The organism is Pseudoclavibacter sp. RFBA6, from assembly GCF_002931575.1.
GTDB lineage: Bacteria > Actinomycetota > Actinomycetes > Actinomycetales > Microbacteriaceae > Pseudoclavibacter > Pseudoclavibacter terrae.
Genome location: NZ_PSUA01000010.1, coordinates 231,910 through 256,609 on the forward strand (window position 1 = coordinate 231,910; position 24,700 = coordinate 256,609).

Below are 24,700 nucleotides of genomic sequence, written 5' to 3' on the forward strand. Positions count from 1 at the left end.
GCTGGGTGCTGTGCTGCGTCTGCTTCGCTGTGCCCCGCCGCCCGGACGACGTGGGGGCGCCTTCCGAGCGGCGGGGCACAGGGCGGGTGCGCTGCCTAGCTGTTGGCGCCGGCGAACGCCGCGGCGACGTCGGCGTAGAGGCCGGTGTAGGCCTGAATGCCCTCGTCGAGGTAGAACGTCGGGTCGAGGTAGACGATCTGGTTCTTCTGCACGGCTGGCACGTTCTGGAGTGCCTCGGCGCCCGCGATGAGGTCGGCAGCTGCGGTTGCGCCCTCTTCGCCGGTGCCGGCGTCGCGGTCGAGCACGATCATCCACTCGGGGTTGGCCTGCGCGATGGCCTCGACGCTGATGTCGTCGCCGTGGGAGGCGTCTTCAGCGGCCTGGTCGATGGCCGGGGTGAGGCCGATCGTGGGGAAGAGCTGGCCGACGCCGCGGCCCTCACCCGGTGCCGCGTAGGCGATCTCATCGCCAGAGGTGATGAGGCCCACGACCGTGTCGGTGCCGTTGTAGGCGCTCTTGGCGTCTGCGATGGCGGTGTCGAACGCGGCGATCGTCTCGGCGGCCTCTTCTTCCTTGTCGAAGATCTGGCCGAGGATCTCGACCTGGCGCTTCAGCTCACTCGTCGCCTCTTCGCCGTCGCGGGCGTTGATCTCGATGGTGGTCGGCTGGATCGCCTTGAGGTCCTCGTAGTAGTCCTGGAAGCGGTAGCCGCCGATGATGAGGTCGGGGTCTGCCTCGATGACGGCCTCAAGGTCGGGCTCGCGGTGCAGGCCGACGTCGAGCACCTCGTCGCCACCGGCGAGGTCCGGCCAGACGCTCTCCATGAGCGGCTTGGGGGCTGCGACGACGTCGATGCCCCAGTCGCTGAGGGTCTGGAACGTGGTGTTGTCGAGGGCGACGACGCGCTCCGGGTTCACGGGCACTTCGATCTCACCGTGGTTGTCGGTGATCGTGACGGTTCCGGATGCTGCTGCCGCCGCGTCTGCGTCGGCGGCCGGGGCGGAGTCGGCCGGGGCGCATCCGGCGAGCAGGAGCGCCGTGATGGCGAGGAGGCCGGCTCCCTGGATGCGTGCGGCGGTGCGCCGGGTTGGAGCGGTGAGCGTTTTGGGCATGGCGGATCCTCGGTTCGGGGATGGGCTGTGCTTCGCGCACAGGTGGTGTTTCGGGCATGGATGTGAAGCCGCTGCAGGGGCCGCACGGGCGCTTCGGGGCGGACGGGCCAAGCCTGCGAACCGTGCTGATCATCCAGCGCGACTCGGCTTCGAGTAAGGCGAGCCTATCTTAAGTTTCGGGGCGGCATCGGGTGAGGTTGAGCCGAGTTCGGGGAGAAGTGCCCGGCGCGAGACAGGCGCGAGACAATGGGGTAATGCCCTCTCCTCGTCCTTCGATGATCCCCGGTTGGCGTGACCTCACGACGATGGGCCCCTACCGCCGCGATCACTGGGTGGCGCTGCGAGTCGCCTTGGCGATCGGGGTGCCCCTCGTGCTGCTGTGGGCGACCGGGTCGATGCCGCTCGCGATCTTCGCCGTCTTCGGGGCGTTCACGAGCGTCTACGGCCGTGGGCTCAGCGTGCTCGGACGGTTCCGGATGCAGTCGATCGCGGCGGGTTCGCTCCTCGCGTCGGTCGGGGTGGGCGCCGTCATCGCGTTGTCGCCCGAGCGGGCTCTGCTCGTTCTGCCCGCTGCGACGGTCTGGGCGTTCCTCATGTCGCTCCTCGGCGACCGGGTGCGGTGGGCTCCACCAGGGCCGATGTTCCAGATCTTCGCGCTGGCCGCCATCGCGGCGCTCGCGGTGGGTGGCGAGGTGCTGCTGGTCGGTATCGGTGTCGCGGTTGCGACGGCGGCATGGTCGCTGCTGCTCGGGCTCGCGTTCGGCGCGGTCGGTGTCGTCGTGGATCGGGCGCGTGCGCGCACCGGGGCAGCCGCGACGTCGCAGCCGTCGAGTGCCGCTGCCGCTGGGACCGCCGCCGCTGCCGCTGGGGCCGATCCGGCACGCGCTGGGGCCGCGGGTTCTGGTGCCGACGCGGCGCGTTCGGGTCTGGCGCCGGTGACGGGGTCGATCCGGTCGGTCCGCCCGGCGCGTTCGTCGACGATCGGTCGGGCGACGATGTTCGCGGTCGGCACGCTCATCGCCGGTGCCATCCCGCTGCTGATCGGCATCGGGCATCCGTACTGGGCGATGGTGTCTGCGATCGCGGGTCTGTCGGCGGCGACGGGGTTCCATCGGGTGCTGCGGGCGACGCATCGACTTGTGGGCACGGTGCTGGGTCTTGGCGTGGCAGCGGTGCTGTTGGCGTTCGCGCCGAGCGGCTTGGTCGTGGTGCTGCTGGTGATCGCGCTGCAGGGTGGGGTGGAGCTGTTCATTGTGCGTAACTACACGATCGGGTTGCTGTTCCTGACGCCGCTGGTGCTGGTCATGGGTCGGCTCGCGGGTGACGTCTCTGCGGGCCAGCTGCTGCTGGAGCGCGGCGTCGAGACGGCCATCGGCGTGGCGGTCGCGATCGGCATCGCGGTGCTGCTCGAGTGGAGGCCCAGATGGCAGTCGCCTGCCTCTTCCAAGGTATAGATCACCAGGGGGCTTGCCGCAAGACCCCGTCGAGGCACCAGAATGAGCGATCGTGACATCTCCTGCTGAAGTCTTTGCCCTGCCGCCGCACTTGTCGTTCAAGTCGGACCCCGAACTCGTCGGCGAGGATGCTAGCCAGTTCGCGGCGATTGCCGGGGCGCTGTCGCGCCAGAAGCGTGAGCTGGCGTCGCGGCTGGACGAGCTGCGGCTCACCGATGGAGGGGCGGGGCAGCAGGCGCTCGATCGCGATACGGAGATCCACCGCCTGTCGCGGCAGCTTCGCGGGCTCGAGCGGTTCGGGGTGGACGCGTGCCTGGGGCGTATGACGCCGGCGGACGGGTCTCCGGATGTCTACGTGGGGCGCTTCGGACTCGCGGATGCGGACGGGCGGCGCCTGCTCATCGACTGGCGGGTGCCGGCGGCTGAGCCGTTCTTCGCCGCGACGCACGCGAATCCGCTTGGCCTGGCGAGTCGGCGGCGGTACCGGTGGAACGTGGAGCGGGTCGTCGACTACTGGGACGAGGTCTTCGTGCCCGAAGAGATGGCGGGCCGGGTGGCGCTCGACGACCAGTCGTCGTTCATCGCGAGCCTCGGCTCTGCGCGGTCTGGGGAGATGCGGGATGTGCTCGGCACGATCCAGGCCGACCAGGATGCGATCATCCGGGCGGGTTCGCGCGGCGCCCTGGTCGTGGATGGCGGGCCGGGAACCGGCAAGACGGTGGTCGCCCTGCACCGCACGGCGTTCCTGCTCCACTCCGACCCGCGCTTCAAGCAGGGCCGCGGCGGGGTGCTCTTCGTGGGGCCGAGCCGCCCCTACCTGAACTACGTGGCGAACGTGCTGCCGAGCCTGGGGGAGGACAGCGTGCAGCTGTGCACGCTGCGTGACCTGCTGCCCGAGGGGGCGGATGCGCGTGACGAGGCCGACGCATCCGTCGCCCGCCTGAAGTCGTCGCTCGATCTGGTGCGCGCCGTGGGCAAGGCGGTGCGCTACCACCAGCGTCCGCCCCGTGCGCCGTTCACGGTGACGACGAGCGACTCGCAGGAGCTGACGCTCGAGGCGGCCGACTGGGCGGAGGCGTTCGTGGCCTATGAGCCTGGGCTCACCCACAACGAGGCTCGAGAGCAGGTGTGGGAGGAGGTGCTGCGACTGCTCGTCGACAAGCGCTCGCCGAGCGCGTCGGAGCACTCGGTGCGGGCGACGCTCCTGCGCGACGAGCGGCTGCGGGTTGCGTTCGCGAAGGCCTGGCCGCTGCTCGACCCGGCCTCGGTGATCGCCGACCTGTGGTCGGTGCCGGCCTACCTGCAGTGGTGCGCTCCCGAGCTGAGCGCCGATGAGGTGCGCAGGCTGCAGCGCCCGGATGCTCGTGCCTGGACTGTCTCGGACCTCCCACTCATCGACGCGGCGAGGCGCCTCACGGGCGACCCGAACGAGTTCCGGCAGCGGGCGCGACGGGCTGAGGCGCTGGCGTCGCAGCAGGAGAACATGTCGCACGTTGTCGACAACCTCATCGAGGGCGATGACGACGGGGAGGGGCTGGTCACGATGCTGCGGGTCGAGGATGCGCAGCAGTCGCTCATCGACGAGGATTCCCTGCCGCCCGTCGACTTCGACGAGCTCGCTGGGCCGTTCGCGCACGTGGTGATCGACGAGGCGCAGGAGCTGACGGATGCGGAGTGGGCGATGCTGCTGGCGAGGTGCCCGTCGAGGAGCTTCACGATCGTCGGCGACCGAGCGCAGGCGCGTCACGGGTTCCGCGAGACCTGGGAGGAGCGGCTGGCGCGCATCGGTCTGCCGAAGGTCGAGGTCGCCCAGCTCACGATCAACTACCGCACGCCGGAGGAGGTCATGCTCGAGGCCGCACCCGTCATCCTCGAGGCCCTTCCCGACGCAAACGTGCCGATCTCGGTGCGCAACAGCGGCCTCCAGGTCATGTACGGCGGTGTGGCTGAGCTGCAGGGCGTGCTGGACGCGTGGCTCGACGAGCACTTCGACGGGATCGCGTGCGTCATCACCGCGGTGGGCAGCGACCGGTCCCTCGGCTACGACAACCGCGGACGGGTGCGCTCGCTCACTCCGGAGACGGCGAAGGGCCTCGAGTTCGATCTCGTGGTGCTCATCGACCCTGACCGCTTCGGAACAGGCATCGAGGGTGCCGTCGACCGCTACGTCGCGATGACGAGGGCGACGCAGCAGCTGGTGGTGCTGACCACGGAATGACGGTGCCGCGACGGGTCCTGCTTGCCGGGCGGAGCTCACGCGGCGACGGCGAAGTACTCGGCCTTCTCGAACAGGCGCACGCCCTCCCTGGACGCGAGGAGCTGCGCCCGCACGGACAGTTCCCTCACCTCGCAGACGATGCCGAGCGCGGCAGCCCAGAGACGCTCATCTGAAGTCGAGTCGCCGGGCCCAGGTCTCTCCCACGTGAGCATGACGCTCGCGGCCTGCAGCTCGTCGATCATGCGGGAGATGACGTTGGCGATCCGCTCGAGCTGCGGGTGGGTCGGGCGTTGCGGGTAGGCCTCGATCGGCATGAGCACGGGGAGCGCATGATCGTCGGCGTCGAGGAACATGAGCCAGAGCTGGCGCCGGTAGGCCTGTCCGACAAGAGCGGTCACATGACGCAGGACGTCCTCGTCGGTGGTGATGGGGTCGGTCATCGGGGCTGGGATCGCTGTCATGGCACGAGTCTGCGCTCGGCGACTCGGGACGCGGCCGCCTTTCTCGCCCGCTGTGCACGGGCCCGCATCCACAGCCCACGTGCCTGCGAAGTGGAGCGGAGCGCCTGCAGCACGAGCTCGGGCGAAGGCAGGTGGAAGCGGGTTCGAGGCGGTGGACGGGCGCTCGAGGTCTGTGACGCCCATCACTCGCGGGCCTTGGCAGGGTGGCCGCGCCGTGTGAAGCTGGCTGGGTGACGACTTCCCCCGCCGGCAAGCAGGTCTCGCGGCGCCTGCACGGCCCTCGCGATCCGGGTGACGCGTGGGTGTACTCCGAGACCGGCCAGCGGTACTGGGGCAGGTTCGGCGCGGCGGGTCTTGTTGCGGTGGACCCGCATCGCGGGATCCTCCTGCAGCACCGCGCCGAGTGGAGCCACCACGGTGGCACCTGGGGCATCCCCGGTGGTGCCCTCCACGAAGGTGAGCTGCCAGCCGTCGGCGCACTGCGCGAGGCCGCCGAGGAGGCCGGAGTTCCCGCGGGCGCCGTGGCTCCGCTCCTCATGAGCGTGCTCGAGCTCGGTTTCTGGCGCTACACGACGCTCGTCGCCCGCGTCGTCCACCCCTTCGAGCCCGTGATCGCCGACGCGGAAAGCCTCGAGCTGCGGTGGGTCCCCATCGACGAGGTCGACGACCTGCCCCTCCATCACGGGTTCGCTGCCGCCTGGCCCGAGCTTCGGTCCGCGCTCGCGGTGCGGCCGGTGGTCATCGTCGACGCGGCGAATGTCGTCGGCTCGGTGCCGGATGGCTGGTGGCGGGACCGCGCCGGCGCTGCCGAGCGTCTGCTCGCGAAGGTGCACGCTTTCGCGCTCGCCGGAGCGCGAGCCGCAGTATCCAGCGTCCCGACCGCGGCCTCCGGGTCGACCTGGGGCGTTCCCTCGCACGCCTCCCGAAGTGCCACCAGCGCGGGCGTCCCCGCGGCAGACCTCGGACTGACCGGGGATCGGTGGTTCCCGGAGTTCGCTGTCGTTGTCGAAGGTGCCGCGCGGGATGCCCGCTGCCCGGGAGCGAGTGCATCGGCGACGAACGTGGGGGTCAGCGTTGTTCGCGCTGAGGGTTCCGGGGATGACGCGATCGTTGATGAGGCTCGTCGTCGCCTGGCGATGGGGGAGTCCGTGACGGTCGCGACGAGCGACCGGGAGCTGAGCGAACGTGCGGTGGCGGTCGGTGCCAGCGTGCGCGGCGTGGGGTGGCTGCGGGATCTGGTCGGCTACGGGGCCCGGCGCTCCCTCGAGCCGTAGCAGTCAGCCTGCGCGGTCCTCCCAGGTGGCACGCCGGGAGTGCACGGCGGGCGTTCGGGCGACACGAGGGGACTTCGGATGCCGCGTGCGTACGTTCGCGGAGTCCCGGCAACGGGAGCGCCCCGAGCGGGCGTCTCAGCGTGCAGGATCCGACCCCGAGGAGCAGTACATGACTGACCACACCACGCACGACGGCCACGGCACGCATTCGAACGCGTCGCATTCCGACGAGGTCGCGAAGATCGCGAAGCTCGTGAAGGACTTCCGCTTCGCCATGCTCACGACGATCGAGGGCTCGGGTTCGCTGGTCGCGCATCCGCTCACGATCCAGGAGGCGGAGTTCGACGGCGACCTGTGGTTCCTGATCCAGAAGGATTCGACCACGGTGCGCAACCTGGGCGCGGACTCGCGTGCCGGGGTGTCGCTGAGCTCGAACGACTCGTGGGTGTCGCTGTCGGGCACTGCCGGTCTCGTGGATGCGCCGGAGAAGCTGCGCGAGCTGTGGAACCCTGCGGCGGAGGCGTGGTTCCCGAACGGACCAGAGGACCCGAACGTGGGCGTGCTGAAGTTCTCGGCGAGCGGTGCCGAGTACTGGGACAGCCCGGGCGGCCGCATCGCGACTGCCTTCAGCTTCATCAAGTCGAAGGTGTCGGGCGAGCCGCTCGAGGGTGACAACGCCAAGGTCGAGCTGTAGGTCGAACTCGGTCAGGCTTCGGTGGCCCGGTCCCGCGCTCCGCGGGGCCGGGCCACTCGTCTCGGCGGGCACGGGCTCGTCAACACCCACGGCCCATTCAGTTAGATCGTTTAGCTTCTTTGCATGTCCTCCGATCTGCTTCGTCGTCTGTTCGTGACCATCTCTGGAATCCTCTGCGTCGTCGGGACCCTCTTCGGGGTGGGCCTGTTCGGCGGCACCGAGGTCAATCAGTCGTCGAGCGGCAACCTCTCCGCCGACGCGACCCTCATCGCTCCCGCCGGTACCGCGTTCTCGATCTGGTCGGTCATCTACCTGGGCCTGTTCGCGTACGTCGTCTGGCAGTGGCTGCCGAAGCAGGCGCACTCCGCCAAGGCGCGGGCCACCGGCTGGTGGGCCGCCCTCTCCATGCTCCTGAACGCGGGGTGGCTGCTGGTGACGCAGTTCGGCCTCATCTGGGTGAGCGTCGGCGTCATCGTCGCGCTGCTCGCCGTCTGCATCGTGCTCGTGAGCCGTATCGCCGCGCATCCCGCCGAGAACTGGGGTGAGCGCCTCGCCGTCGACACCACGTTCGGCCTCTACCTGGGCTGGGTGTCGGTCGCCACGCTCGCGAACCTTGGCGCCGCGATCGTCTCGACGGGAGTGGAAGCCGAGAGCACGCTCGGCGAGATCTCCACGACGGCTGCACTGGTCGCCGTCCTCGGTCTCGCGACGTTCTACATCTGGCGTTGGAAGAACCTCGCCGTCTCTGCCGCCATCATCTGGGGTGTCGCCTGGGTCGGCTTCGGGCGGCTCTCGGATGCGCCCGAGTCGACGCTGGTCGGCGTCGTCGCGCTTGCGGTTGCGATTCTCATCGCGGTGACCGGCGTGCTCGCGAAGTCGATCGACTGGCGCAGCGCCAAGTCGTCGTCGCCGGCCCTGACCTGAGCCGCACCCGTGTCGTCCGTTCTCTCGCGCCATCGCCGCCACCGAGAGAGCGGACGACACGGGAATCGGGGATCGAATCCTTGACGTTCCGCTGAAGCGACGCATACACTCGGAACCCTTGGGGGATGCGTTCTTGAGACGCCTTGTCTGGTGCGATTCCAGTGTCCTCCACCAGTTCTTTTTCGGTGCTTTTTCTTCGGACGAGTTCTAAGCTCTGGCCATGAGCACCGTGTGCTGTTTCCCCCTTCCGCGGTTGTCGATTCGATGACAGCCGCAGGCTCCGCAGAACCCGCCGCTTCCGCAACTGCAGACGGCACCGGCGGAAGCGTCTCCCCGCCAGCGACGGGGCTGGAGCGCGGCCTCAGCAACCGGCACATCCAGCTGATCGCTATCGGCGGTGCGATCGGCACCGGGCTGTTCTTGGGGTCCGGCATCGGCATCCACAAGGCGGGCCCGTCGATCCTGCTCGTGTACGTCGTGGTCGGCGCGATGCTGTTCGTGATGATGCGAGCGATGGGGGAGCTGCTGCTCTCCAATCTCGGCTATCGCACGTTCCAGGATTTCGCGGCCGACTATCTCGGCGAATGGGCGCGGTTCTTCATCGGCTGGACGTATTGGCTCTGCCTCATTTCGATCGCGACCGCGGATATGGTCGGTGTGCAGACGTATGCGAGGTTCTGGTGGCCAGACCTTCCCGGTTGGGTGCCGATGGTCGTCGCGGTCGCGTTTGTGCTCGCCTTGAATCTGATCGCGGTGCAGGCCTTCGGCGAGGCCGAGTTCTGGTTTGCACTCATCAAGGTCGTGACGATTCTCGGGCTCATCGTGGTCGGCTTCTTCCTCATCGTCACGTCGTTCACGGCTCCCAACGGTGACGCCGCGAGCGTCGCGCACCTCTGGGACGACGGCGGCTTCTTCCCCAATGGCTTCGTCGGGTTCCTTGGCGGCTTCCAGATCGCGATCTTCGCGTTCGCCGGCATCGAGCTCGTCGGCACGACCGCGGCTGAGGCGAAGGACCCTGAGAAGAACCTGCCGAGGGCCATCAACCAGGTGCCGCTGCGCATCCTGTTCTTCTACGTGCTCGCGCTTGGCGTCATCATGTGCGTCACGCCGTGGAGTGAGATCGACCCGAGCGAGAGTCCGTTCGTTGCGCTCTTCCTGCTCATCGGCTTTGGCGGCGCGGCGGCGCTCATCAACGCCGTGGTCATGACCTCGGCGGTTTCAGCTGCGAACAGCGGCTTCTTTTCGTCGAGCCGCATGGCGTATGGCCTCGCGACGACGAGGCAGGCGCCATCCGTCTTCGGGAAGCTCACGCGCACCGCGGTCCCGGGCAACGCCCTGCTGCTGTCGTGCGGGGTCGTGCTGCTGGGTGGCTCACTCGGCTTGATCTTCGACGACGCCTTCCAGCTGGTGACGGCCGTGTCGTCGATCCTGTTCATCTTCGTGTGGTCGATGATCCTCGCGTCGTACCTCGTGTACCGGCGCCGGCGGCCCGAGCTGCACGCCGCATCCGCCTACCGGTTACGCTTCGGCGTTCCCCTGACGTGGGCGGTGCTGGGGTTCTTCGCGTTCATGCTCGTGGTGCTCGGCCTCTTCGAGGACACGCGCGGCCCGCTGCTCCTGACCCCGCTGTGGTTCGTGATCCTCGGCGTCGCGTGGATGCTCGTGCGACGTCCCGCGGGTCAGGTCGCGGCGTCCAGTGCGCACGCGACTGCGCCCCGCACGTAGAAAACGGTGACGGTTTGCGGATGCTCGCTCAGCTTCCGGTCGAGAGTCCGAGCACCGGGTAGAGCACGTTGAAGCCTTCGGTGAGGCCGCCGCTGACGGCGTCGCCGCCGTGGTCCGCGCCTTGCACGATGAAGAGGGTGGTGTTGATGCCGAGCGCTTGCGTGGCGTTGGAGACGGTGGTGGCCATGGACACGAAGTCGGGGTCTTCGCTGCCGGCCGTGAAGATCGCGGTCATGCCCGCGTAGGTGCCTGCTGGGGCGGCCTGGAAGATGTTGATGGGCTTCGACGCTTCGAAGGCTGCAGCGTCGCCGCCGTAGATGTCGGCTTGGACGGCGTCGGGCGTTTCGGAGCCCGGGTACTGCTCGCCGGAGACGCTGATGATGTTCTTGAACGTGCCCGGGTCCTTCGCGCCGTACTTGGCCGCGCATCCGCCGCCGTTCGAGTAGCCGGCGACGGTCCAGTACTTGGGGTCCTGGATGACGTTGAGGTTCGCGTTGACCCAGTTGACGACGTCGGTGGTGACGTAGGTTTCGGCGTTGCCGTACTTGGCGGAGTCGGCGCAGGCAGGGTCGACGTCGCCTTGGCCGCCGAGCTGGTCGGCGACGACGACGATGGGTGCGAGGCCGTTGTGGTCGGCGGCGAACTGGTCGAGGACGTCGCTGATGATCGTGGGGTCAGGGTTACCGACGTAGCCCATCATCATGATGACGACGGGGAGAGCTGGCGCGTTCTCGACGAGGGCCGCCGGTGGCAGGTAGATGCCCGCGTCCCGGGCGACGAAGCCCGACGTTGTGCCGGGGATGGGGATAGAGCCGCGTTCACCGACCGACGGCATGTCTGCGGGTGACTGCCAGGTCGAGGCGAGGGGTTGTGTCGGGACGGCTCGGTTGTCGGCGTTGAAGTCGGGCAGGGTGATCTGGTCTTCTTCGACGATGCCGAACACTGAGCCCAGGGTGGGGTTGAGGCCGTACAGCGCGTTGATGCCGGTTGCGCCGGCGACCAGGTAGGCGAGGATCGAGACGCTCGCGACGATCTTGCGCCAGGGCTTCGAGTGGCGGAAGGACGCGATGGCGAGGCCGATACCGGCGAAGGTGGCGGCGGCCCAGGTGCCGACGGGGCCTGGCAGGTCGACGCCGAACAGGTCGAGGGCGTTGCCGCCGAGGTAGATGAGGAACCCGACGATGGCGCCCGCGGCGATGCCGCTGAGTGCGCGCGGCGGCCACCTCTTGGTTTTGCCGTGCTTGCTCTTGCTGTCCTTGCGGATGAGCAGCGTGACCGTGAAGGCGATGGCGACGGCGTAGATGATCCACATGGCCGGCGAGTTGATGATCGGCAGCTCGAGGATGGCGCTCATGCGCGTCCGGGGAACGACATCGGGTGCTCCTTCAGGCGAAGCGTGACGGGGGATTCCGGCGAAGCTGCGGCGCTGGTCGACTCAACTTCTCACACGGGGTGAGAGAAAGCTACACGCGGTTGCGGGGCGTTTGTCTGCTGCCACTGCTCCCGAAGCTGTGGTGATCGCCGTGGACCCGAACTCCGACAAGCACGGGCTCGCCCTGAGGGCGGGGCCGACGCGGTCACCACCCCGGAGGGCGCGGCCGCGCTTGTTGCGGAGCTGGTGCCAGCCGGCGTTGACCTCGCGATCGAGGCGGTCGGGAACGCCAATGTGATGAGCGCCTGCCTCGAGATGCTCGTTCGTGGCGGAGCAGTGGTCTCGGTCGGTCTTCCGCACCCTCTGCAGCAACTTATTGTGCCGGCCCTGCAGCTCGCGGGTTCCGGTAAACGGCTGCTCGACTCCTACGTGGGCTCCACGGCCGCCTTCGAGGACATCAACGACGTCCTCGACGCCCTTGCCGAAGGGCGGGTCGTTCGTCGACTCTTCGCACCGAACCGAGGCACGGGCATGTACTGTGCGCGGGTGGATGCTCACGACGCGAGCGTGCGGACCCGCAGGCTCAGCATCATGAGCACGCAAGCGAGTAGCCCGGCCCACGCCGGCCAGAATCCGAAGACAAGCAGCGTGACGACGCCCGCGATGCCGAGCCAAACCGCGGCCGGTGCGCTCGGGCGTCCTCCTCGGATGCGACGGGCGGCGACCCCCACGAGGCGCTCGGTCGGCGCTTCCAACCGCGCGGCGATGGGCATGAGCAATGCGGTTGCGGCGAGGACGGTGGCGATCAGGAGCGGTCGTGTCACGAACCACTCCAGGCTGAGGGGTTCTGGCCACCACGCCCCGGCGGTGAGGAGCCCGGCCGTGACAACGACGAGTACCGGCATGTGCCAAAGGTAGAGGCGCATCGAGTGGGTGTTGACGAAGCGCGAGAACGCGGAGCCGCGTGTACCGGAAGCGACGCGCGTGAGAGAGGGGTGGGCGAGCATGAGTACGCCGAGTTGCGTTGCTCCGAGCGCAATGAGGGCGATGCTGGCCGGGTTGTTGTTGTCGAGGAGCAACTCGGGGGAGTAGCCGGCGACGTTCACGAGCGCCACGATGGCCAGGGCGCCTCCGACAATGAGGGCAATCGGCAGTCGACGGCGTCGCGCTCTCGCGACGGCGTCCCCGCTTGCCGATTCGGTCGCCGATCCGGTTCGCCACTCGGAGAAGAAAAACCCGAGCTGCTGGATTGCGAGCCAAACGAATGCGTAGTTGATGACGCCGACCGCATCCACGCCGCTGAACTTGCGGAGGGCGTCGACGAGCACGGCGCCTGAGACGAGCGCGATGAGCGTGGCGTTGGGCGCGGTCTCGTGGGCCCGCAGCATGAGCGGTACGAGCGCGGTCACGCCGAGGTAGACGGCGAGGAACCACAGCGGCTGCGTCATGCGGAAGGACGCCTCGGCGAGCAGCGCCGTGTCTACGCCGGCCAGGGCGGCGACCGTGAGAGCGAGCGTCACGATGGCCGTGAAGGCGAGCGCTGGCACGAGCAGGCGCCGCGTTCGGCTGACGATGAACTCACGCGAAGTGCCCCCGCGCGCTCGCAACCGCATCCACTGCGCGCGGGCCGCGAAGCCGCCGATGATGAAGAACAGCGGCATCACTTGAAGGAGCCAGGTGACGGGAGCGAACCAGCCCTCGTCTTCGACGGCGTTCGTGATGCTGATGTCGCCGCTGACCACCGCGACGCCGGCCATAGAGATATGGAGCAGCAGGACCACGGCGAGGCAGACGGCGCGGACGAGGTCGACCGCAGCGTCGCGCTGCGATGCGGGGGCGCCCCGACGGCCGCTCGGCTCGGGGGAAGCTGCGGTGCGGGGGATGGTGAGCTGAGTCACGGGGCGGCCTTCTTTCTACTGGCTCGGACAATCCGAACCGTAGAAAGAGACCGACCCCGGCAGCCTCACCCCGCAGACCCGCGCGACCCCTACGGGCGTATCAAAAGCCCCTGCATGAGGTTGGGGACTCCCCGTCCACCCTGTAGGTGGTCGCTGTGCGGTGGAGGTACCTAGACGAGGAGGGGTGATGGCAACGCGGCGAGCACAGCGGCCAGCGCCTCACGCGAGCGCGGAGTCAGCGGCTTCGCAGGTGCTCGCACCGTGGACGAAGCGATAATTCCTCGAAGCATCAGCACCTCTTTGTGCACGCTCCACGCGATTCCGGGTTGCACGCCGAGCAGAATGAGGGGGAGGAATCCGGCGAACAGATCGCGGGCTTCGTGATGATTTCCGGCGTTCCAGGCATCCAGCGCTGGCTTGAGGAGATCCACGAACTCGCTGGCGGGCATCGTTCCCGTTGATCCCCTCGCGTACTCCTCGAGGCACAACTGCGCGTTGTTGCCGCCGAGGATCGTGAAGTGCTCGGATGCGCACGTGCGAACTACCGCATCGATCTTCTCGGCGGTCGGTGGCGCTTCGACCTTCACCGACGTGATACCAGGCACGCGGCTCAAGTCGGTGATCGTCTCCACCGGGAACTGCACCCCGGTAGGTCCGGGCGCATCCTGGAGCATGACCTCGGCTCCGCGCTCTCGGCAGGCTTGAGCGACCTCTCCGTAGAAATCAACGAGCTGCCCTGGCGAGGGCTTGACCATAAAAGGCGGAAGGACCATAAGTACGTCGGCGCCGAGATCGGCCGACTCGCTTGCCTGCTCGACAGCTGTGACGGTGGACATAGCGTTCACGCCCACAACGACCGGAACTTCGCCGGCCGTGACGCTGCGGACCTCCGCAAGTACCGTGCGTCGCTCGGTCGCGGTAAGAGCGAACGCCTCGCTCGCGTTGCCGTTGATCGCTACGCCGTCGACTCCGCTCGCGAGGCAGAACTCTGTGAGTCGGCGGAGGCTCGGAAGATCGAGCTCGCCGTGAACATCGAACGGGGTGGCGAGAATCGGAATGAGTCCCTGGGGTGCTGGCATCAGCTGATCTCCTTAGCGTGTTGGCGTACGTATGGTTCGTTGACGGTGATCCCAAGCCCGGGACCGTCTGGGATTCGGAACGATGAAGCGTCCGGGAGGAGAGGGCCTGTCAGGATCGACTGTCCGATTTCAGTGCTCGTGGGCTGGTACTCGAAGGCGAGCAGGTTGGGCGTGGCTGCACTGAAGTGGATTCCCGCGGCAAGCAGCACCCCGAGCCCCACTGAGTGATGCGGTGCAACCGGCAAGTGGCGTGTCGAGCAGAGCGTGGCGATAGCGAGCGCTTCGGTGAGGCCGGTGCGGCCAAGGTCGGGCTGAGCGATGTCGAGCGCTTTCTTCTCGGTCCACTGTTCGAACTCGTAGCGAGTGCGGAGCGTCTCACCGATGCCGATGGGGACCCGGCTTCTTCTCACGAGCTCCGCGTGTCCTCGTTCGTCTTCCGGGACGAGTGGAGCTTCCAAGAACCAAGCGCCAAGTTCGGTGAGGCCCGCAGAGAGGCGCAAGGCTTCGTGCATCGTGTAGGCCCAATGGGCGTCGACGGCGACTCGGAGTTCGGGCGCAGCTCTGCGTATCGCCGAGACGGTGGCGAGGTCCTCGTCGACGCCGAAACCCAGGTGCAACTTCACCGCCTTCATGCCCGAGTTCTGCCACGTTCGAGCGAGTTCCGCGCGCTCATCGTCTGTCGACCTCGGAAGTCCCGAGACGTAGACGGGCACCTGGTCTCGGAAGGCGCCTCCTAGGAGGCTGACGAGCGGGAGGTCGTGGATGCGTGCGGCGAGGTCCCAGAGTGCGATATCGACTGCCGCAAGCGCATCCGCCTGATGGCCGACGAGATGTCCGCGCTCTCGCATAAGCGCACTTGTCAGTTCCCAAGCGGGCCTTGGCGCGGTTGCGCTTTTCCCGATGAGCTGAGGCGCGATGAGGCGACGGATGATGGTCGCAGGTATCTCCGGTCCGACCGGCGCGAGTCCTTCACCCCAACCGGCTGTCCCGTCTTCGGCGGTGATTTTGACGAGAACGGTCTCGAACAGCGGCGAGTAGAGGCTGCGCCACGGATCGCGCACGTGGTACCCGGCGGGGATCTCCGCTCCGTTCGGGAGGACGCCAAGGTAGTTGTCGGCGTGCTCCAGCTTGAGGACAAAGACCTCGACTGACGCAATTTGCATGAATCTATCCAATCAGTGGTTGCGGTCATGCACTGTGCGGATTACGCTATCCACAATCGATGAGGTTGTCCAGCGATCGGAGAAGTCATGGCGGCAGACGGAGCAAACCAGGGGCTCGATCGGGCGGCGTCCGTGCTCGAGGCAATCACTCGGCGCGGCCCCTCTCGCGTCGCGGACATCGTCACTGAGACAGGCCTCAGCCAATCAACGGTGTCGAGGCTGCTCACGGCGCTCGAGCGCCTCGAGTACGTGGTCCGAGATCCGGACGCGGGAACGTATCGGCTCGGATTGATCTTCCTTGCGATGGCGGGCTCGGCCCTCAACGAGCAGTCGGTGTTCCGTCACGCAAGGCAGCCGGGCCAACAGCTCGCAGCGGCCCTCGGACTGGGAGTGAATGTGGCCATCCGTCGCGGAAATGAGCTGTATTACCTCTGCAACTTCGAAGGAACGCTTGCGCCGAAGAACTTCACGCTCATGGGGCAGCGGAGTCCGCTGCACTCGACCGCCCTCGGGAAATGTCTCCTGGCGGGACTTTCTGGCCCGGAACGCCGGGAACTGCTCCCTGACCTTGAACCCTTCACCGTCCGAACGATCGTCGACCACGAGGCGCTCGACGACGCAGTGACGGCCGTCGACCGAGGTGGCTACGCAACTGAGCGAGAAGAACTTGCTCTCGGTAGATCGTGCGTGGCCGCTCCCATCCGCGACTCCGGCGGCCTCATCGTGGCGGCGATCTCGATCTCTGGACCGCTCAGCGCACTGGATTTGAGTTCACGCGAACTTGAGATCGCGCAGCGGGCGATCGAGGTTGCCGATTCCATCAGCACGGGCATGGGATACCTCGGTCCCCGAAGCTCCTCGCAACTGCCGCAGCGCAACTAGTGGGCGCCAAGCCCGATCCACTCACACCAGCACACAAGGAAGTGTCGCAGTATGCAACGCACTCGAAAGACCACTCTTCTCGCCCTTGCGATCGCGTCCGCACTCGGGTTAACGGCCTGCGTATCCGACGCACCACCGGACCCGAACGCACCCATCACCTTGGAGTTTCCGAGTTGGCAGGCCGAGGATCCAGCGTTCGGCGCGTGGTGGAAGGAGGTTATTGCTGAGTACGAATCGCAGCACTCCGACGTCACGATTGACTTCTACCAGGTCCCGTTCGGCAGCTACGTTGATCAGCTGACGACGCGATTCGCTGCGAACGATCAGCCCGAGATCGTGCACTTGCCCGCACGCAATGCCTCGGAGTTCGCGAGCCGCGGCTGGCTCGCGCCGCTGAACACGAGGCTCGAGGCGACGGACATCGCGGAGACCTGGACACCGTTGCAGGCAGAAATGAACTGGCAGGAAGAGACCTACGGCGTACTCCTCCTCGGATACGGCTACACCCTCTACTACAACGCCGAGCTCTTGGAATCGGCGGGGGTCGCAGTGCCGACGACAGGGGAAGAGGTCGTGAAGGCCGCGCAGGCAGTCACCGGCGGCGGCGTCTACGGGTTCGGGGCGACAACACAGCAGAGTCCGGACAACTACACGGAGCTGATGTCGTTCATTACCGGCAACGGGGGCTCCCTCGCAGAGGGCGCGGAGTTCACAATGGAGACGCCCGCAGCCATCGCCGGCATGGAGCAGTATCGGGCCGCGCTGCGTGAGGCACCCGCCGGAATCCAGACTCAGCAGCGCAATGAGCTCTTCCTGAACGGCAACATCGCGATGCTTCTCGATGGTCCGTTCTTCGTCGCGGAACTCGACGGAGCGGCAGATGGCGTCGCGGGGAAGCTGAAGACGGCCGCCGCACCGTTCGAGACCATTCCAGGGGGTGTGAGCAATAGCATCCACCTTCCGTCTGGCCTGGATCCGCGCACGGAAGACGCTGCCTGGAAGTTCGTAGAGCTGGCGGCGAGCCCCGAATGGCAGCAGCGATACACCGAACTCGCCGCGGTGCCGGCACCCCGCGCTGGTTCCATCACCGAGGAGGCGCTCGAAGACCGTCCAGAGTTGGAGCTGTTCCAGGAACTCGCCGACGAGGCGGTGAGTATCTATCCCGAGGATGGGCAGCAGAAGGAGGAGTTCACGAGGCTCAGCCAGATCGTCTCTGAAGCGGCAATCAATCTCACGACGACGGAGACACCCACGGCGGAGATAGCACGTGGACTCCAGGAGCAACTTGAGCGGGAATTCGGGAACGCATCATGACCGACCTGCAAACCAGAGAAGTCGTTGTTTCGCAAAAACCGAATGTCCGTCAGCAGTCGGGGAAGCAGTCGGCCGGTGCAGGGAAGAAGGGGTCGCCATCACGGCGGCGCGATGGGCTCTTCGCCTACCTGACGCTCTCACCGACGCTTGTCGTCGTGAGCTTGCTCATGGCCTACCCGTTCTACGTCGCGATTGACCTGTCGTTTCGAGGCGGGCGAGTACAGTCGCTGACCGAGGTCGGCGCTCTGCCGCTCACCTTGGACAACTACGTCAGCATCTTGACGGACCCGCAGCTTCTTGGGGATTTGGGGCGTTCGGTCGTCTACACCCTCGGGGTTCTCATCCCGGCATTCCTCATCGGTCTCGGACTCGCCCTTCTGTTGAACCGGAGCTTCCCCGGCCGAAGGATCTTTCGACCGCTGGTGCTGCTCCCGTGGGCAGTTCCGGGGATCGCGGTGAGCGCCGCCTTCGCATGGATGCTTGACGCCTCGTACGGCGTCGTAAATGCCGTCCTTCGGCACCTCGGCCTCATTCAGGAGAACATCGCCTGGCTCGCCGACCCGGACTCCGCGATGCTTGCGGTGATCATCCCGACGATCTGGAAGTACTACCCGTTCTTCACCCTGGTGCTCTTGGCAGCGTTACAGAGTGTGCCAGGCGAGCTGTACGAGGCGGCACAACTTGATGGTGCCAAGGCTCGGCAGCAGTTTCGGTACGTCACTTGGCCCGCTGTAAGGACCGCATCCGCGCTCTCCATCGTGATCACAGCGATCGGGATCTTCCGAGAGTTCGACTTCATCTACCCGCTGACTGGGGGAGGACCGAACAACGCGACCCAGACGTTGGCGATTCGTATCTACAACGAGGCTTTCCAGTATTTCCAACTCGGTCTAGCAGCTGCCCTCGGGGTTATCACTATGCTGATCGCCACTGCAGTGTTGGCCGTTTTCATGAGCTCATTGCGCACGCAAAGTTAGGAGCGGGCCATGCGTCAGCTTTCACGTCCGCAGCGGTACGGGCTCCTTGCCATCGCACTGCTCGCAAGCGGCATCCTTCTTTTTCCCATCTACTGGATGGTGATGACGTCCCTCGTGCCCTCGCGCACCCTGCTCACCGAGAACCCGCCGCTGTTTCCCGCGCTCGGGGATGTCTCATTCGATGCATACGGGGAGGTCATCACCGGCCGCCCGATCCTGACCTGGCTCGGTAACTCAGCACTTTCGACCTTCGGGGCAGCCGTCATTTCGACGCTAGTGAGTACGCTCGGCGGCTACAGCTTGTCGCGTTTCCGCACGCGCGGACAGCAGGCTATGGGCTTCAGCCTCCTCGTGAGCCGCGTGCTCCCGGGCACTCTGCTCATCATCCCGCTGTTCATGGTGTTCGCTACCTCGCATCTGATCAATAACCTGTGGTCGGTGATTCTGGTGAACATCGCGGCGACAGTTCCCTTCACAACGTGGCTCATGAAGGGCTTCATCGATTCGGTGCCTGTGGAGATTGAGCAGGCCGCGATGATCGACGGGTGCTCGCGGCTCGAAGCGCTCCGGCTCGTTGTTTTGCCGATCCTTCTTCCCGGTATCGCTGCGACGTTCACCTACGCGGCGATTTTGACTTGGGGAGACTTCCTGTTTGCGAGGACGCTGATGTCGAACCCGGACGGGTGGACCATCACGGTCGGCATTGCGTCGTTCATCGGGGAGTTCAGCGTCGACTGGTCCGGCCTGATGGCGACTGGCCTCCTGTCGACGATCCCGATGGTTGTCCTCTTCCTCTTCCTGGAGCCGTTCCTGGCGAAGGGCATGACAGCCGGAGCGGTCAAGGGGTAAGTGCGACGCGGGCGACGTCGCTCCGGCTACTGAAAGACCCTCAGCGCGTCTCGGGCTCGCGAGCTTCGCCCGGCGTAATGAGCCCGGATTCGTAGCCGAGCACGACCGCATGGACGCGGTCGCGGAGGTGCAGTTTCGCCATGATGCGGCTGACGTGAGACTTCGTGGTCTGCTCGGCGATGAAGAGCGTCTTCGAGATCTCCGAGTTGGAGTATCCCTTTGCGACGAGTTCGAACACCTCGCGTTCTCGTTCGGTGAGCTCGTTGAATCGGGTGGGGGAGACGCTGCGCCTCGCGGGGGCTTGCGCGAAAGCTCCGATGAGGGTGCGCGTAACTTTCGGGGCGAGGAGTGCGTCGCCGCCTGCGACGGTGCGCACCGCATCCACGAGCTCCTGCGGTGTCGCATCTTTGAGGAGGAACCCGCTGGCGCCGGCGCGGAGGGCGTCGAAGACGTAGTCGTCGATGTCGAACGTGGTGAGCATTACGACGCGGGTGGGGTGGCCGCCACCGTTGGCGGCTGCGGCGATGGCGCGGGTCGCCTCGATGCCGTTGAGATTCGGCATGCGGACGTCCATGAGCACGACGTCGGGTTGGAGACTGCGGGCTCGAGCGATGGCTTCCTGACCGTCGCCCGCTTCGCCGACGATGGTGAGGTCCTGTTGGGCACCGAGAATCGCGGCGAGCCCGATGCGATACATGGGCTGGTCGTCGACGATCAGGATGCGGGTCATGCGTGCTCCGATTCGGGTGCTGACTGCGTGGGTTCGGGTGCTTGGGCGGCTTCGGCGACGGGGAGACGCGCTTCGACGACATAGCCGCCGAACGACTGCGGGCGCGCGGTGAGGTGCCCGCCGAGAGTGGTGACGCGTTCGCGCATCCCGAGTATGCCCATACCGCCCAACGCCAGGTCGCTACCCGAGCCGTTGGAGTCTGACTCCGCCCCGTCTATAGCTTCAGTGGATGCGGGTGGTGCGCTGTTCGTCACCCGCACGGTGAGCTCGGGGCCGAGGAGCATGACGGACACCTCCGCGTTGGTGCCGGGCGCGTGGCGGATGACGTTGCTGAGCGCTTCTTGAACGACGCGGTAGGCCGTGAGCTGTACGGTGTCGGGGAGAGTGCTCGGGTCGCGGTCGGTGTCGAGGTGGAGTGCGGCTTCGATGCCGCCATTGGCGCTGCCGTCGACAAGCGCTTGCAGGTCGCTGAGGTGCGGCTGCGGGGCGAGCGCCGTGTCTTCGTCGAGGCGCAGGACGCCGAGGAGGGTCCGCATCTCCTTGAGCGCGGCGCGGGCGGATCCGGCTATGGATTCGAACTCGACTTTGGCCTCGTCGCTGAGGTTCGGGACGCGGAAGGGGGCGGAACTGGCCTGCATGTGGACGATGCTCATGCTGTGGGCGACGACGTCGTGCATTTCGCGCGCGATGCGGGAGCGCTCTTCGGCCCCCATGCGACGTTCTTGCTCGATTTCAACGGTGCGCTTTGCTTGCACGAGCTCGCGCTTTGACCAGTTTCGGCGGCTGAGGTTGTAACCGGCAGCGACGATCAGGCCCGTGTAGATCGTGATGGCGATGAGGCTCGACGATTCCGGGATGACGTTGCCGCCGACCTGCATGGCGGCGAACCCCAGGAGGATGAGGGCGAGTGCCGGCGCGGCGAGGTTGAGGAGCCAGGCGGCGATCGAAAGTGTCAGTGTCTCGCGGAGCGCGATGATGGCGAGGAGGAGGCTGAGAGAGATGAGCTGGGGCACCGGGAGCGGCCAAGCCTCGGCGTAGATCGCGTAGGGGAACGGGAAGAGCGCTGTTCCGGCGAAATGCAGGAGGATCGCGAGGCGCGGTCGTACTGGCGCGAGGAGCAGGCCGGCGGTGCTGAGGGCGGAGATTCCAAACGCGAATCCGACGTGTACTCCGTAGACGGCGCCGAGGATCGACACGGACACGGCGAAGAGTGCGGCGGTCGCGACGGCGAGCAGAATCCACTCGAGCCGCGTCAGCGCCCTCGGCGCGGGGTTTCGTGATTCCCGCAGCCGTCGAACCATCTGGTCGATCGTGATGTCCATGAGCGTCAACGCCTTTCGTCGAGGACGACGCTAGTGGGGAACGGACGCAAGGGCGTCACCCCGGAGACCCGCACGCACCCGTACGCGGGTACTGGGCCTCGCATCCAGGTGGACACCCGGTGCTTCACTAGTCTGAAAACATGGATTCGACGTGGCCGATACCGATTGGCGAAACTCTTCGTCGTCGACGAGTGCATGAACTCATAGGCGGGCAGCAGCAACAGGGGATCTCAACGCCGAGGGGAAACCCCAACATCCTCATCTTCACGGACCCGCATAAGGGCCAGCGGTACGGCTACGACCTCCACGAAGGCCTGAGAACTGACGGAATATACGCGTACACCGGCGAGGGGACCCGCGGAGACCAACAGTTCCTCCGAGGGAATGCTGCGCTCATTTCTTCTGTCAAGGACGGTCGACTGATCAGACTCTTCACCGTCCAAGGCGTGGCCGCGACATACGTGGGAGCCTTTACGCTCGCTGATCCTCCGTTCGAGTACAAAGAGATTCCTGACGTTGACGGTGCCATGCGCCGAGGCATCATCTTCCTGCTGGCGCCAGTCGATGCGGATGTTGCTCGGCTCGTCGTGCGCGACGGGCCACAGCTTCTTCAACCCGTGATCGCTGATTGGATCCAGCCTGACAGCGGAGGGTTCACGATCGACCTCCAACCGCGCGAGATCGAAATGTCCCGAGTCGAGTTCGACTTGCAGGCTTCATTCGGCAACTGGCTGAAGTCGAAGAACCACGTGGTGCACGCTTTGTCGTTGCCCGCAGGAAACACACGTATTCGCCCCGACATCTACGACAGCACGGCGGGTGAAGTCATCGAGGCGAAGAAGTCAACCGCGAGATCGTACGTCCGAATGGCGATTGGGCAATCTCTCGACTACGCGAACAACGCACGACGTGTGGGCATTCATGCGAAGCCGGCGATTCTGCTTCCGGGACGGACCGAAGACGACCTCAACGACCTCTGTCAGCGGCTCAACGTGCGAGTTCATACGAGAGATGGCAACGTGTTCCGCGAGAGTGCTTGGTAAGCGGGACGGGACAGGGCACTACGGACAGCGAGACATCAGGGCCTCAACTGCCGGCAGATCTGGGCCTGCCCAGTCCAGGGCGGCGAGGTCAGCGCGTCGAACCCAGCGGAGAAGATCATGATCGGTGCTGTCGATCGGAGCAACTCCGCTCGCATCCACCAGGTAGCAGCTCAAATCGATGGTCATGTCATCGAGCCGCGTAACGGATCTATCGATCAACTCCAACACACGGACGCGAATCTTCAGTTCTTCGAGAAGTTCACGGACGAGTGCGGCTTCAGGCGCCTCCCCGAGTTCCACCTTTCCCCCCGGAAACTCCCAGAGCCCGGCCGCGCTCTTGTTCTGGGAGCGTCGACAAGCGAGGACTTCGTCACCGCGCAGAAAGACACCAGCGACAACGATCAGCGGTGGCTTGCGTGTGGACTTCACGTAGACAGTGTGTCCTACTGATCCAACGAGTGGTCAGTTTTCACAACCGACGCCATCACCATCGCGGTCGAGGTGTGAGGCGTACCCTGGATCGCCCACGTACACGGGCGCGGCTCCTGCGGCCCGCGCTTCGGTGCAGTTGGCAAAGGAGACGCTTTGCTCGGGCGCAGGCTCGGGGGCCGCGGGAGCGGCCTCTGGTGCTGCATAGAGCGGAGCGGGGGCATTCTGCGCCGCGTCCGCCTCCGGCTCTGCCACCGGAGCCGGATCGGCAACGGGGGCTGCTTCGGCGACGGGAGCGACAACCGGCTCGGCGGTGACAGTGACGAACACGGTCTCCGTGGGCGCCTGGACGGTCGAAGTCACGGTGACTGTCGGGGCAGGCTCGGCAACTGGTGTGTCACGAGGAGTCTGCGCTCCTCCAATCGAACTGCCGACGATGCTAACGACGAATCCCGCACCAAGGACGATGGCGCCAATCTTGCGTGAGCGCGGAAGGCCCGCCCAGCTGCTTCTTCGTGTGATCAAGACGTAGAGCCCTGTAAGGAATCCGATCAGGCCGGCAAGCGCCAGGAATGTTCCGACGCCCCCGTTGATCGCAGCGACGAGCAGGAGTAGCACCATGACGCCGGCCACAACCCAGGAGAAGGTCGTCATGCGGGAACGCCAGGTTGATTGAGGGCGCTGCGTCGGGGCGGGATAGAAGGACATCAGGTCTCCAGAGATTGGGGGTCCGTTAAGCCTAGAACTGCCTGATTGAATCGATAAACCTCCCCGGAGATCAGGGGAATCTAGACACAGGGCAATTGCCTCGAAGGAACTCGGGCGGGCGTTTCGTCTGCGTGAGCGCTGGAGCCCCGCGTGCTAACCTCCATCCCACGTTCACGAGTTGCAGCGTCAAGTACCTGGCTAGCTGCACGGCAACCCTCCACCTGAGTGGGGTGCCCCAGGGGAAGAACGGGTCGACACCGTCCGGTGTGCGACAAGTCAGTTCACGCACCAAGCGGTGCCGAGCGCGGTGAACCCCGCGCCGCGCATCCGCTGGTCCCGTGGCGTACCCGTGAGGAGCGCACCCATGCCCGAAACCCCCGCCCTAACCGACGACACCGGCCACAACCAGAGCGGCGTCTCCCTGATCCAAGCGAAGCACGATTGGGATGCGGAACTCGACCCGGACGCCCTCGCCGCGTTCCGAGAACTGCCCCACGAACTGCGCCGCGAGTGGCTGCTCGCCGTGCTGCGCTTGCCGCCTCACTCGCACGCCACCCCGACCTTCGCCATGGCGTTCCTGTCCGGCATGTTCCGCAAGGGTCAGCTCGAAACCAAGCCCGACTGGCAGGAATACGCAGGGCGTTGGCACCAGCTCGGCTTCTCACCCATGCTGTTCCTGCTGCTCAACGTCACGGCGCAGAGCAGAGCTCGACTCCGACTCGACGCGCACGAGAAGGATCCGAACAGCCCCTCGCCGAAGAAAGCACTCAAACGGGCCGGCTTTGAGCAGGGCCGGATCGGCTACCGGGCAGGACACCTCCGCCCCGGTGACTGGAAAGCGATTCCCGATGCCTACGAGAATGGCGACTTCGCCAACGCAGTCGGCCACTGGCTGACCAGAGCGGGGGAGACCCCAAGCGGATGCGCGACCTGCGTCGCCCGAAAACGCGAGCGTCGCGCCTTCCGCGACGAAGGGCCGCGAGGCGACGGCAGGCTGCGCGACCGGAACCTCGAGCACCTGAGCAGGAAGCCCAACACGCGGGCTTAGGGCGACCAGCCTCTCGAAGCCATT

22 protein-coding genes, 1 pseudogene and 1 riboswitch are annotated in these 24,700 nt (G+C 66.3%); of the genes and pseudogenes, 13 read left to right on the forward strand and 10 right to left on the reverse strand.

What is annotated here, in order from left to right; all coding sequences use genetic code 11:
* Nucleotides 1–95: 95 nt before the first annotated feature.
* Nucleotides 96–1,112: a siderophore ABC transporter substrate-binding protein gene (locus tag C5C17_RS07380; RefSeq protein ID WP_104252724.1), complete on the reverse strand. Its 1,017-nt coding sequence runs from the start codon at nt 1,110–1,112 to the stop codon at nt 96–98.
* A 254-nt stretch (nt 1,113–1,366) separates the two neighbouring features.
* On the opposite strand from C5C17_RS07380, the gene C5C17_RS07385 reads away from it, so the two are divergent.
* Together C5C17_RS07385 and helR are read left to right on the forward strand one after the other, a co-directional pair.
* Complete coding sequence (locus C5C17_RS07385; protein ID WP_104252725.1) at nt 1,367–2,566, forward strand: FUSC family protein; 1,200 nt, start codon at nt 1,367–1,369, stop codon at nt 2,564–2,566.
* 52 nt (nt 2,567–2,618) lie between these two features.
* Complete coding sequence (gene helR / locus C5C17_RS07390) at nt 2,619–4,784, forward strand: RNA polymerase recycling motor ATPase HelR (RefSeq protein ID WP_258066055.1); 2,166 nt, start codon at nt 2,619–2,621, stop codon at nt 4,782–4,784.
* 35 nt (nt 4,785–4,819) lie between these two features.
* Here the strand turns inward: helR and C5C17_RS07395 are convergent, their stop codons facing one another.
* Entirely contained in the window at nt 4,820–5,245 is a 426-nt protein-coding gene (locus tag C5C17_RS07395) for a hypothetical protein (RefSeq protein ID WP_146079103.1), read from the reverse strand.
* Nucleotides 5,246–5,475: 230 nt separating this feature from the next.
* Here C5C17_RS07395 and C5C17_RS07400 point away from each other — a divergent pair, with 230 nt between their 5' ends.
* From C5C17_RS07400 to C5C17_RS07415, 4 genes are all read left to right on the forward strand, one after another.
* Nucleotides 5,476–6,519 carry an NUDIX domain-containing protein gene (locus C5C17_RS07400; protein WP_258066056.1) on the forward strand — a complete coding sequence of 348 codons (1,044 nt, stop codon included), beginning with the start codon at nt 5,476–5,478 and terminating at the stop codon, nt 6,517–6,519.
* A 169-nt stretch (nt 6,520–6,688) separates the two neighbouring features.
* The gene (locus C5C17_RS07405) at nt 6,689–7,213 is read left to right on the forward strand and encodes a pyridoxamine 5'-phosphate oxidase family protein (RefSeq protein ID WP_104252728.1); all 525 of its coding nucleotides are present in this window, start codon (nt 6,689–6,691) and stop codon (nt 7,211–7,213) included.
* Between the two features lie 123 nt (nt 7,214–7,336).
* On the forward strand, nt 7,337–8,137 hold the full coding sequence (locus C5C17_RS07410) for a tryptophan-rich sensory protein (RefSeq protein ID WP_104252729.1): 801 nt from the start codon (nt 7,337–7,339) through the stop codon (nt 8,135–8,137).
* Nucleotides 8,138–8,401: 264 nt separating this feature from the next.
* Nucleotides 8,402–9,862 (forward strand): amino acid permease, encoded by a 1,461-nt coding sequence (locus tag C5C17_RS07415; protein WP_104252730.1) that lies wholly within the window; start codon nt 8,402–8,404, stop codon nt 9,860–9,862.
* A gap of 28 nt (nt 9,863–9,890) precedes the next feature.
* Here the strand turns inward: C5C17_RS07415 and C5C17_RS07420 are convergent, their stop codons facing one another.
* Nucleotides 9,891–11,216: an esterase family protein gene (locus C5C17_RS07420; RefSeq protein WP_104252731.1), complete on the reverse strand. Its 1,326-nt coding sequence runs from the start codon at nt 11,214–11,216 to the stop codon at nt 9,891–9,893.
* A 264-nt stretch (nt 11,217–11,480) separates the two neighbouring features.
* Here C5C17_RS07420 and C5C17_RS18910 point away from each other — a divergent pair.
* Nucleotides 11,481–11,669, forward strand: a pseudogene (locus tag C5C17_RS18910) (zinc-binding dehydrogenase); the annotation flags it as partial.
* 119 nt (nt 11,670–11,788) lie between these two features.
* Here C5C17_RS18910 and C5C17_RS07430 read toward each other — a convergent pair.
* From C5C17_RS07430 to C5C17_RS07440, 3 genes are all read right to left on the reverse strand, one after another.
* Nucleotides 11,789–13,132, reverse strand: a complete 1,344-nt coding sequence (locus tag C5C17_RS07430) for an acyltransferase (protein WP_104252732.1) — start codon at nt 13,130–13,132, stop codon at nt 11,789–11,791.
* Between the two features lie 170 nt (nt 13,133–13,302).
* Complete coding sequence (locus C5C17_RS07435) at nt 13,303–14,211, reverse strand: dihydrodipicolinate synthase family protein (protein WP_104252733.1); 909 nt, start codon at nt 14,209–14,211, stop codon at nt 13,303–13,305.
* Nucleotides 14,211–15,374 (reverse strand): mandelate racemase/muconate lactonizing enzyme family protein, encoded by a 1,164-nt coding sequence (locus C5C17_RS07440; RefSeq protein ID WP_104252734.1) that lies wholly within the window; start codon nt 15,372–15,374, stop codon nt 14,211–14,213. Before C5C17_RS07440 ends, C5C17_RS07435 begins: the two co-directional genes overlap by 1 nt.
* An 87-nt stretch (nt 15,375–15,461) precedes the next feature.
* On the opposite strand from C5C17_RS07440, the gene C5C17_RS07445 reads away from it, so the two are divergent.
* The 4 genes from C5C17_RS07445 (at nt 15,462) to C5C17_RS07460 (ending at nt 19,396) form a co-directional block, all read left to right on the forward strand.
* A complete protein-coding gene (locus C5C17_RS07445) occupies nt 15,462–16,256 on the forward strand; it encodes an IclR family transcriptional regulator (RefSeq protein ID WP_104252735.1) in 795 nt (264 codons plus the stop codon).
* Between the two features lie 159 nt (nt 16,257–16,415).
* On the forward strand, nt 16,416–17,570 hold the full coding sequence (locus tag C5C17_RS07450) for a sugar ABC transporter substrate-binding protein (protein WP_167516516.1): 1,155 nt from the start codon (nt 16,416–16,418) through the stop codon (nt 17,568–17,570).
* Nucleotides 17,567–18,547 carry a carbohydrate ABC transporter permease gene (locus C5C17_RS07455; RefSeq protein ID WP_104252737.1) on the forward strand — a complete coding sequence of 327 codons (981 nt, stop codon included), beginning with the start codon at nt 17,567–17,569 and terminating at the stop codon, nt 18,545–18,547. The genes C5C17_RS07450 and C5C17_RS07455 overlap by 4 nt, the downstream gene beginning before the upstream one ends.
* A 9-nt stretch (nt 18,548–18,556) precedes the next feature.
* Nucleotides 18,557–19,396 (forward strand): carbohydrate ABC transporter permease, encoded by an 840-nt coding sequence (locus C5C17_RS07460; protein ID WP_104252738.1) that lies wholly within the window; start codon nt 18,557–18,559, stop codon nt 19,394–19,396.
* 40 nt (nt 19,397–19,436) lie between these two features.
* On the opposite strand, the gene C5C17_RS07465 is transcribed toward C5C17_RS07460, so the two are convergent.
* Together C5C17_RS07465 and C5C17_RS07470 are read right to left on the reverse strand one after the other, a co-directional pair.
* On the reverse strand, nt 19,437–20,126 hold the full coding sequence (locus tag C5C17_RS07465; RefSeq protein ID WP_104252739.1) for a response regulator transcription factor: 690 nt from the start codon (nt 20,124–20,126) through the stop codon (nt 19,437–19,439).
* On the reverse strand, nt 20,123–21,448 hold the full coding sequence (locus C5C17_RS07470) for a sensor histidine kinase (RefSeq protein WP_146079104.1): 1,326 nt from the start codon (nt 21,446–21,448) through the stop codon (nt 20,123–20,125). Before C5C17_RS07470 ends, C5C17_RS07465 begins: the two co-directional genes overlap by 4 nt.
* Before the next feature lie 140 nt (nt 21,449–21,588).
* On the opposite strand from C5C17_RS07470, the gene C5C17_RS07475 reads away from it, so the two are divergent.
* Nucleotides 21,589–22,491, forward strand: coding sequence for a hypothetical protein (locus C5C17_RS07475; protein ID WP_146079105.1), 903 nt, complete (start codon nt 21,589–21,591; stop codon nt 22,489–22,491).
* Between the two features lie 18 nt (nt 22,492–22,509).
* On the opposite strand, the gene C5C17_RS07480 is transcribed toward C5C17_RS07475, so the two are convergent.
* Entirely contained in the window at nt 22,510–22,920 is a 411-nt protein-coding gene (locus C5C17_RS07480) for a (deoxy)nucleoside triphosphate pyrophosphohydrolase (RefSeq protein WP_104252742.1), read from the reverse strand.
* A gap of 33 nt (nt 22,921–22,953) precedes the next feature.
* On the reverse strand, nt 22,954–23,574 hold the full coding sequence (locus tag C5C17_RS07485) for an excalibur calcium-binding domain-containing protein (protein ID WP_219820486.1): 621 nt from the start codon (nt 23,572–23,574) through the stop codon (nt 22,954–22,956).
* Nucleotides 23,575–23,797: 223 nt separating this feature from the next.
* Nucleotides 23,798–23,912, forward strand: a riboswitch (SAM riboswitch).
* An 80-nt stretch (nt 23,913–23,992) separates the two neighbouring features.
* Here C5C17_RS07485 and C5C17_RS07490 point away from each other — a divergent pair.
* Nucleotides 23,993–24,676: a hypothetical protein gene (locus C5C17_RS07490; RefSeq protein ID WP_104252743.1), complete on the forward strand. Its 684-nt coding sequence runs from the start codon at nt 23,993–23,995 to the stop codon at nt 24,674–24,676.
* Nucleotides 24,677–24,700: the final 24 nt, after the last annotated feature.

Coding starts and splice junctions, on each gene's coding strand:
- C5C17_RS07380 (WP_104252724.1), bottom strand. CDS start 1,112: ATGCCCAAAACGCTCACCGCTCCAACCCGGCGCACCGCCGCACGCATC.
- C5C17_RS07385 (WP_104252725.1), top strand. CDS start 1,367: ATGCCCTCTCCTCGTCCTTCGATGATCCCCGGTTGGCGTGACCTCACG.
- C5C17_RS07395 (WP_146079103.1), bottom strand. CDS start 5,245: ATGACAGCGATCCCAGCCCCGATGACCGACCCCATCACCACCGACGAG.
- C5C17_RS07405 (WP_104252728.1), top strand. CDS start 6,689: ATGACTGACCACACCACGCACGACGGCCACGGCACGCATTCGAACGCG.
- C5C17_RS07410 (WP_104252729.1), top strand. CDS start 7,337: ATGTCCTCCGATCTGCTTCGTCGTCTGTTCGTGACCATCTCTGGAATC.
- C5C17_RS07415 (WP_104252730.1), top strand. CDS start 8,402: ATGACAGCCGCAGGCTCCGCAGAACCCGCCGCTTCCGCAACTGCAGAC.
- C5C17_RS07420 (WP_104252731.1), bottom strand. CDS start 11,216: ATGAGCGCCATCCTCGAGCTGCCGATCATCAACTCGCCGGCCATGTGG.
- C5C17_RS07435 (WP_104252733.1), bottom strand. CDS start 14,211: ATGCCAGCACCCCAGGGACTCATTCCGATTCTCGCCACCCCGTTCGAT.
- C5C17_RS07440 (WP_104252734.1), bottom strand. CDS start 15,374: ATGCAAATTGCGTCAGTCGAGGTCTTTGTCCTCAAGCTGGAGCACGCC.
- C5C17_RS07445 (WP_104252735.1), top strand. CDS start 15,462: ATGGCGGCAGACGGAGCAAACCAGGGGCTCGATCGGGCGGCGTCCGTG.
- C5C17_RS07455 (WP_104252737.1), top strand. CDS start 17,567: ATGACCGACCTGCAAACCAGAGAAGTCGTTGTTTCGCAAAAACCGAAT.
- C5C17_RS07460 (WP_104252738.1), top strand. CDS start 18,557: ATGCGTCAGCTTTCACGTCCGCAGCGGTACGGGCTCCTTGCCATCGCA.
- C5C17_RS07465 (WP_104252739.1), bottom strand. CDS start 20,126: ATGACCCGCATCCTGATCGTCGACGACCAGCCCATGTATCGCATCGGG.
- C5C17_RS07470 (WP_146079104.1), bottom strand. CDS start 21,448: ATGGACATCACGATCGACCAGATGGTTCGACGGCTGCGGGAATCACGA.
- C5C17_RS07475 (WP_146079105.1), top strand. CDS start 21,589: ATGGATTCGACGTGGCCGATACCGATTGGCGAAACTCTTCGTCGTCGA.
- C5C17_RS07485 (WP_219820486.1), bottom strand. CDS start 23,574: ATGACGACCTTCTCCTGGGTTGTGGCCGGCGTCATGGTGCTACTCCTG.
- C5C17_RS07490 (WP_104252743.1), top strand. CDS start 23,993: ATGCCCGAAACCCCCGCCCTAACCGACGACACCGGCCACAACCAGAGC.